Source organism: Sinorhizobium sp. NFACC03 (genome assembly GCF_900103435.1).
Taxonomy (GTDB): Bacteria; Pseudomonadota; Alphaproteobacteria; order Rhizobiales; family Rhizobiaceae; genus Ensifer.
In genome coordinates this window covers 39897-46433 of sequence record NZ_FMXF01000044.1, presented here as the reverse complement: position 1 = coordinate 46433, position 6537 = coordinate 39897, and the positions used below count along the sequence as shown (strand labels likewise).

Here is a 6537-nt window from a genome sequence, read left to right as displayed (position 1 = left end):
CGACCGACAGTTCGAACTGCATCGCCGCAAACGCCTTCACCACCTCTGGCGGAAGGTCCGGAAACAGGCTGAGATCAAGGGGCGACGACATGCGATCTTATAGCAAGGCAGCACAAAAAATCCAAACAAAACAATGCAAAGACAGCCGGATATTCACCCTGCCGCCGACGGCGCGATCACCCGTTGCGCCATGACCCGTCGCCAGTCGAGCCCCTCGAATAACGCTTCGTATTGCCCCCTGGAAAGACGCATCGTCCCATCCTGCACCTTGGGCCAGGCAAAGCTTCCATGTTCAAGAATTTTGTAGGTTAGAACCATTCCGGTGCCATCCCATACCAGGATTTTCAGACGATCACCGCGCTTCGACCGGAAGATCACCGTCACCCCGGAATGCGGGTCGAGCTTCAACTCGGTCTGCACCATCAGAGCCAGCGCCTGATGCCCACAGCGGAAGTCCACCGGCCGTGTTGCAATCAGGATCGGCAGTCGTTGGCCCGCGACGATCATGACGTCCCTCGCAGGGCGCGCACCAGAGCGGCCACACGTTCAACCGGCACATCGCCGGGAACCCGCATCACAACGTCCGGGCCGATCGTGAGCGTCAAGACTGACGAAGCCGCCTCCCGCAGTTTCGGCGGCGCCAAAACATTCACCGCCTCGCTCGGCTCTGCCGCAATCGCCAAAGGCACAAATGCAGGCTCGGCATCGCCGCTCTCCGACAGGCCCGGCATAGACTCAAAAGGCAGCGCCAGAATGCCCGCGCGCACTTGCCGGCGCCACAAGGAAAGCTGGTGCGGAACAACGTCATGACGGCGCGCGACATCAACAACACGAACACCAGGCTCAAGGCTTTCCGCCACGATCCGCGCCTTCACATCATCTGGCCAACGCCGGTTTCCGCGGCGCGGCTCGACAACTTCGTAGCGCCCAACAAATCCATCATCTGCCATGCAAATCTCCAGATAGTCCTGGAAACCTTCTCGCACATCCAGCAAGCCTCAAAATACAGCCAATCCAATGGGGCAGAGACGGCGCTTACGAACCAACTCTGTGCTGGCGCGTTCAAATGATGCAATGGATGGCACTCACTTGGACCTGGGTATATGGAAGTACGAATCCAAGGCCTACGCAAAGAATTTGACCGCATCCCTGCGCTCGCCGACGTTTCTCTTGACATCCACTCTGGTGAGCTGATCGCTTTGCTTGGCCCCTCCGGCTCCGGAAAGACGACGTTGCTTCGGTTGATTGCCGGCCTCGATAGCCCGACCGATGGCACGATCTTCTTCGATGCCGAGGACGCGTCGATGAAGACGGTGCAGGAAAGAAATATCGGCTTCGTCTTTCAGCACTACGCCCTCTTTCGGCATATGACCGTACTCGAGAACGTGGCTTTCGGTCTAAAGGTTCGCCGCTCCAATCGGCGGCCACCACCGGCAGAGATTCACAAGATGGCACTCGAGTTACTCGAGCTCGTACAGCTGTCAGGATTTGAAAACCGCTACCCCGCTCAGCTCTCCGGCGGTCAACGCCAGCGCGTGGCGCTTGCCCGGGCCATGGCAGTTAAACCGACCGTGTTGTTGCTAGACGAGCCCTTCGGTGCGCTTGACGCTCAAGTGCGCAAGGAATTGCGCCAGTGGCTGCGTGAGATCCATGATCGCACCGGATACACGACTGTATTTGTCACCCACGACCAGGAGGAAGCGCTCGAACTGGCTGATCGCGTGGTGGTGCTGAACAAAGGTACGATCGAGCAATCCGGTACGCCGGACGAAATCTATGATCAGCCAATCTCTACTTTCGTCTACGGGTTCATCGGCCAGTCGAATTGCTTAAAGGTCATGCTTTCAAACGGCGAAATCCGGTTCGAAGATCTGCCCACAGGGCTGCGTGCTGCAACCGAAGGCGATGGTGAGGCTTTGCTGTATTTCCGCCCGCACGACATAGAACTCGTCGATGGCTCTCGGAGCAGCCTTGAAGGCTTCATCATCGGGAGCCGGCGGGTTGCCGGTACGCGCCATCTCGAGCTAGATCTGGGCAATACGCATGCGGCAGTCGAAATCGAGCTGCCGCCGGAGCGCGCGTCTTTTGCACACAGAAGCCGAATCGCCTTCAGGCCCACCAAGTGGAGGTTGTTCTGCAGTGAATAAGAGCGGTCGCGGCCGACCGGTGGAGCCTGGGCGCCCGCGTGGGTAACGCGGGCGAGCAATGATATCGGGGCGAAATCGAAGCCTGGGCGTAATAAACGCCGATATCTCGCATATGAATAGACATTTGAAACCTCGCCTCATGGTCGTGGGTGGGGATGGTAGGCAACGACGCCTAGGCGACGGGACAGCCATGTGCATTTACCTCTTGGTTAGAAAAACAGGCCACCATTCCCGCACGGTATGACGCCGGCTGGGGGAGCATGATGGGCTACGACTGGAATGGCGCACGCGGGCACCGCATGAAAATCGCGCGATATGGAACGGCCGTCGCGCTGGCGGCTTTGCTGGTGTCAGTAGCGACCGAGGTGGTCACGCGAGCGATCTAGACGGGAAGAGGCGATGGATACTTTTGGTGCGGTCGTTCTGATAGCAGGGCTATTTTGGCTGACCAGAATTCCCTTCGCTGAAATCGCTCTACGCAACCTCGACCAGAAGCGAGAACTTCCCGCTGAGCAAATCGCCGCCCGTGGTCGGTTTTTTGACTGGCTCGCAGGGTTGCCAAGCTGGCCAGGATGCGCGCTGCTATTGTTGGGCGGATGCGTATCTGGCTGTCGACGGCGGCAGGCAACTAGAGCTTCTCCGCTTCCGTCCACATGGTTTCGAACTGCTCGGCCGAGATCCCGATTGTCCGACGCGAGCCCGCGGGCCGGCCGCAGCAGCGTCGCGCTCCATTGCTTCCAGTCCGGGTTTCCTCTTCCGGCAAAACCAGCCGCAGTAAGTGGCCCAGTGCGCAGCGTTTCACGATGGAGGGCAAGCTCATCGAGGTGGGCACATCTCATTGAAATCTTGAATTTGGAGGCCTGGCGGCGGCCTGAGCCCGAGCAGGTTTAATTGGGTTACGCTCATCCGATAGCTGCACCAGCCCGGCAGTTCGATCTCTCAAGGCTTGATAGCCACCGTGGCCGATGGGCCCACAACGAGCGGTGTTGCGTCGCGCGGCGCGGAACGATTGAGGCGCTGACCTTCGTGGTCGTCTACGAGATCACGCAGGATGGCCTTGCTCCGCTGCTCCGCGAGCCGCCTGCCATCGATGAAGAGCTCGGCGCGGTGTTGTCGAAGCGGACCGCAACGCAATCGGTTCGGTTGGTCCATGACCACGAGCTCGGTGCAAAGCCGCCCCCGGTCTCTTCGATTTTAATAAACGAAACAGCTATTTTGTTAAATAACCTCACTCGCTTAGTTAACAAAGATCAGGGAAGCGGGTGAGAATCCCTTCAAGGCGGCGAATTCTGCCTGCAGTGCCCACGAAGCGACCGGAACGTTGGTGAGCACGCCGCTGTTTGGTACGAGGTGGGCCGCCACCGGCTCGCTATCGCGAGACCTTCAAAATACCTGGAGAACGAGAGGTTTCGAACTATCTCGCCTCTGCCTGAAGCCTGTTGCGTAGACCGTCGATTGTGGCGCGGAGGGTATCGAGAGCGTCCGCTTCCAGCGCAACCGCATCGCCGATGCAATGCATGACATCATCGGCCTGACCCTGCAGGGCGCGGCCTTTCTCCGTCAGGTGCAGAAGCACCTCGCGCTCGTCCTGGGGGTTGCGCGTTCTCGTGATTAACCCGGCAACGTTCAGGCGCTTGAGCAACGGCGTAAGCGTGCTGGAATCAAGGAAGAGATTGTTACCTAGCTCCTTGACGTTCTGGCCGTCGCGGTTCGAGAGCGACACCATGACCAGGTACTGCGGGTACGTCAGGCCCAGCTTGTCCAGTAATGGCCGGTAAAGTTGGGTGAATGCGTGGCTCGCGGAATAGAGGGAAAAGCAGAGCATTCCGGCGACACCGCGATGGTCGTCTGGCTTCGTCATGGCGATCTCCTTTCCGCACAAATAATTCGCACACGATCTGTTTGCAAGCGGTTGACATGGTCATGTCGGAAACATATGTATTGTGCACAATCAAATCGCACACATTAGATAACCACTCACGCCTGAACCTAGATCCCGAGCCATGAAGGATATCGTCATGTTCAAACTCGCCGCCACCGTTGCCTTTGCCGCCGCTCTCCTGTCCGGCAGTGCAATTGCCCAGCCCGCAAAGCCCACAGTCATTCTCGTCCACGGCGCTTTCGCCGACTCGTCGAGCTGGAATGGTGTGACGAAGATCCTTCAGAAGGACGGTTACACGGTCGTTGCCGCCGCCAATCCCCTGCGCAGTGTCGCCGGTGATGCGGCCTATGTTTCAGACATCATCTCGAGCATCAAAGGATCCGTCGTCCTGGTCGGGCATTCCTACGGAGGCCAGGTGATCTCGACCGCTGCCAATGGCAAGGACAATGTCAAGTCGCTGGTCTATGTGGCAGCGTTCGCTCCGGAAGCAGGGGAAGCAGCTGCCGATCTCGCCGGTAAGTTCGCGGGCGGAACACTTGGCCAAGCGCTCGCCGCTCCGGTCAAGCTGGTAGATGGCGGCGTCGATCTTTCCATCGACCAGGCGAGGTTTCACGACCAGTTCGCCCACGACGTTTCAATTGAGGATGCGGCATTGATGGCCGCCGGCCAGCGCCCGATCACCGAAGCTGCCTTGACGGAAAAGTCCGGTTTGCCGGCCTGGAAGACGCTGCCCTCCTACTTCATCTATGGGGACGGCGACAAGAACATCCCAGCGAAGGCACTCGGCTTCATGGCCGAACGGGCAGGCTCAAAGCACACTGTCGTGATCAAAGGTGCATCCCATGTTGTGATGGTGTCGCAGTCCCAAGCCGTCGCGGACCTCATAGAAGAGGCTGCACAGTAATCTTTGTGAATTGCTGGTGATCAAAGGCCGTCCCCCGGAAGGGTGGCGGCTTTGGCGTAGAGCACGGACTGCGGCTACGCCTGTTTCTGGGCGTCAACCTTGCTCGCTTGCTTGGTTGTCAGCATGCTTCCCAGCTTTCTGCATTTTCATTTCGCCCGGCAGCTGAGGTGCGGTCCCTACCTTCAAGCAAGCGCCTAAGCGGGTTCTGGCGCCGCAATCCGGACAGTACTATCCGCTTGCAACACCGAGTGGAGCACATATGTGCTTTCGTAAGGCAAGAGCGAACTATATCCATGACCTTCTATAATTTGCTAATGGTCTCGTTCTTGTTGGTATGATCGGCATTATGGTGACGGCCTTTGGGGTATCACCCGAGTGAAGCCTCTCGAGTAGCCCGACAATCCCCAAAGCGACGGTGCGCCGCCGACGTGAGGGATATGCGCATTGCCACTGCGAAGACACTGGCGAGGTTGAGGAGGACTGATGGCAATGCCTCGAAGAAAGCAGGAGAGTCATGGTCGCAGACTATATTGACGAATTCATCATGTTTTGCGCCGGCCTGTGGATGACGTCTGTGGGCTTTGGGTATGTGACTTTGTCAAGAAACCCGGCAAACCAACTGCCGTTGGCCCGCCACTTCAAGTGGATGGGCCCCTTGCTCCTCGTTATCGCAATCGTTCTGGCCTTCGCCTCATAAGCCTGCCATCGAAGAAGGGCAGGGGGTGCGGTAAGGTGGAACGGCTCATTTCTTTGGTAGGGACTGTCGTGATCCTTATTCCCTACCACAATCGGGACTTTGGTCGGCGAGGCCTTGACCCGGTTGCAGTTCATTGACGGTCGTCATCGCCCGGCGCGGCTCGATGGAAAGCCTTCCATTGACCTCCGTGGCAAGCCCCGTTCATCGGATACTATAGTCGGCTGAGCAACTCCGACTTCGTGGCCTCGAATTCCTGATCCGTGAGAATGCCTTTCGCATGAAGTGCCGCGAGGCGTTCGATCTTGTCGAAGATGTCCTCATCCGACCGAACCGCCTCCGGCGCTGGATGTGCCCCCTGTTGTGGCTCGGCGGATTCCGACGCGGACGATGCGAATATCGACGGCGCAGCCGTGGCGGCGGATGTTTCGGTAGCCGGCGTGTCTGCCGGTTCCTTGCCGCCCTGCCGTATCACCGGACTGAGCCTGTTTTGGTCTGCCATCGATGATGCAGCGACCGCCAAATCTCCTATGATCCGGAACTATCGCGCTCGCCAGCTATTGTTTCGCGAAAGGAGCGCGCCGATGACAGACATCCGAAACGCCACGTTCTACGTGTTGGAACACAACGATCCCTCTACGCCCAGCGATGCAATACCTGTCAGTTTTGAAGACGCCTTCAAGGAAGCTGAAAAGCTCACGGCGAGCGGCCGCGCGGTTCACGTCCTTTACACCGAGGATGCAACCCAGATTCAGCTCACCCGCTTTGCAGCGGCTGGCATCAGAACGAGCCTTGCTCCGCAAGGGTAGGGTGGATTGGCCGCGCAGGGCGCGAACCTCGCGGATCCTAAAACCACGGAATAATACCGGCGAGGTTCGTGTCTGAGTTACAAGCGGAAAATGCATTCCGT

The 6537-nt window shown here is 58.4% G+C and carries 8 protein-coding genes and 1 pseudogene; 5 read left to right on the top strand and 4 right to left on the bottom strand.

What is annotated here, in order from left to right; all coding sequences use genetic code 11:
- Nucleotides 1-153: 153 nt before the first annotated feature.
- Both tnpB and tnpA read right to left on the bottom strand, forming a co-directional pair.
- The gene (tnpB, locus tag BLU35_RS31880) at nucleotides 154-507 is read right to left on the bottom strand and encodes an IS66 family insertion sequence element accessory protein TnpB (protein WP_047637286.1); all 354 of its coding nucleotides are present in this window, start codon (nucleotides 505-507) and stop codon (nucleotides 154-156) included.
- Nucleotides 504-950: an IS66-like element accessory protein TnpA gene (tnpA, locus tag BLU35_RS31875; protein WP_093236113.1), complete on the bottom strand. Its 447-nt coding sequence runs from the start codon at nucleotides 948-950 to the stop codon at nucleotides 504-506. Before tnpA ends, tnpB begins: the two co-directional genes overlap by 4 nt.
- A gap of 153 nt (nucleotides 951-1103) precedes the next feature.
- On the opposite strand from tnpA, the gene BLU35_RS31865 reads away from it, so the two are divergent.
- Together BLU35_RS31865 and BLU35_RS35975 are read left to right on the top strand one after the other, a co-directional pair.
- The gene (locus BLU35_RS31865; RefSeq protein WP_093236111.1) at nucleotides 1104-2147 is read left to right on the top strand and encodes a sulfate/molybdate ABC transporter ATP-binding protein; all 1044 of its coding nucleotides are present in this window, start codon (nucleotides 1104-1106) and stop codon (nucleotides 2145-2147) included.
- An 891-nt stretch (nucleotides 2148-3038) separates the two neighbouring features.
- Complete coding sequence (locus BLU35_RS35975) at nucleotides 3039-3413, top strand: hypothetical protein (RefSeq protein WP_093236110.1); 375 nt, start codon at nucleotides 3039-3041, stop codon at nucleotides 3411-3413.
- Nucleotides 3414-3561: 148 nt separating this feature from the next.
- Here BLU35_RS35975 and BLU35_RS31855 read toward each other — a convergent pair.
- Nucleotides 3562-3996 (bottom strand): annotated as a pseudogene (locus tag BLU35_RS31855) (MarR family winged helix-turn-helix transcriptional regulator); the annotation flags it as partial.
- 169 nt (nucleotides 3997-4165) lie between these two features.
- On the opposite strand from BLU35_RS31855, the gene BLU35_RS31850 reads away from it, so the two are divergent.
- Together BLU35_RS31850 and BLU35_RS36495 are read left to right on the top strand one after the other, a co-directional pair.
- Nucleotides 4166-4933, top strand: a complete 768-nt coding sequence (locus BLU35_RS31850; RefSeq protein WP_093236116.1) for an alpha/beta fold hydrolase — start codon at nucleotides 4166-4168, stop codon at nucleotides 4931-4933.
- Between the two features lie 514 nt (nucleotides 4934-5447).
- The gene (locus BLU35_RS36495; RefSeq protein WP_058328914.1) at nucleotides 5448-5630 is read left to right on the top strand and encodes a hypothetical protein; all 183 of its coding nucleotides are present in this window, start codon (nucleotides 5448-5450) and stop codon (nucleotides 5628-5630) included.
- 211 nt (nucleotides 5631-5841) lie between these two features.
- Here the strand turns inward: BLU35_RS36495 and BLU35_RS36490 are convergent, their stop codons facing one another.
- On the bottom strand, nucleotides 5842-5898 hold the full coding sequence (locus BLU35_RS36490) for a hypothetical protein (protein WP_286161695.1): 57 nt from the start codon (nucleotides 5896-5898) through the stop codon (nucleotides 5842-5844).
- A gap of 34 nt (nucleotides 5899-5932) precedes the next feature.
- Between BLU35_RS36490 and BLU35_RS36485 the strand changes: the two genes are divergently transcribed.
- Nucleotides 5933-6436 carry a hypothetical protein gene (locus BLU35_RS36485; protein ID WP_286161696.1) on the top strand — a complete coding sequence of 168 codons (504 nt, stop codon included), beginning with the start codon at nucleotides 5933-5935 and terminating at the stop codon, nucleotides 6434-6436.
- Nucleotides 6437-6537 lie beyond the last annotated feature (101 nt).

Bases quoted from the DNA above. Each gene is read 5' to 3' on its own strand.
- BLU35_RS31865 (WP_093236111.1), top strand. From the start codon at position 1,104: ATGGAAGTACGAATCCAAGGCCTACGCAAAGAATTTGACCGCATCCCT.
- tnpB (WP_047637286.1), bottom strand. From the start codon at position 507: ATGATCGTCGCGGGCCAACGACTGCCGATCCTGATTGCAACACGGCCG.
- tnpA (WP_093236113.1), bottom strand. From the start codon at position 950: ATGGCAGATGATGGATTTGTTGGGCGCTACGAAGTTGTCGAGCCGCGC.
- BLU35_RS31850 (WP_093236116.1), top strand. From the start codon at position 4,166: ATGTTCAAACTCGCCGCCACCGTTGCCTTTGCCGCCGCTCTCCTGTCC.
- BLU35_RS36495 (WP_058328914.1), top strand. From the start codon at position 5,448: ATGGTCGCAGACTATATTGACGAATTCATCATGTTTTGCGCCGGCCTG.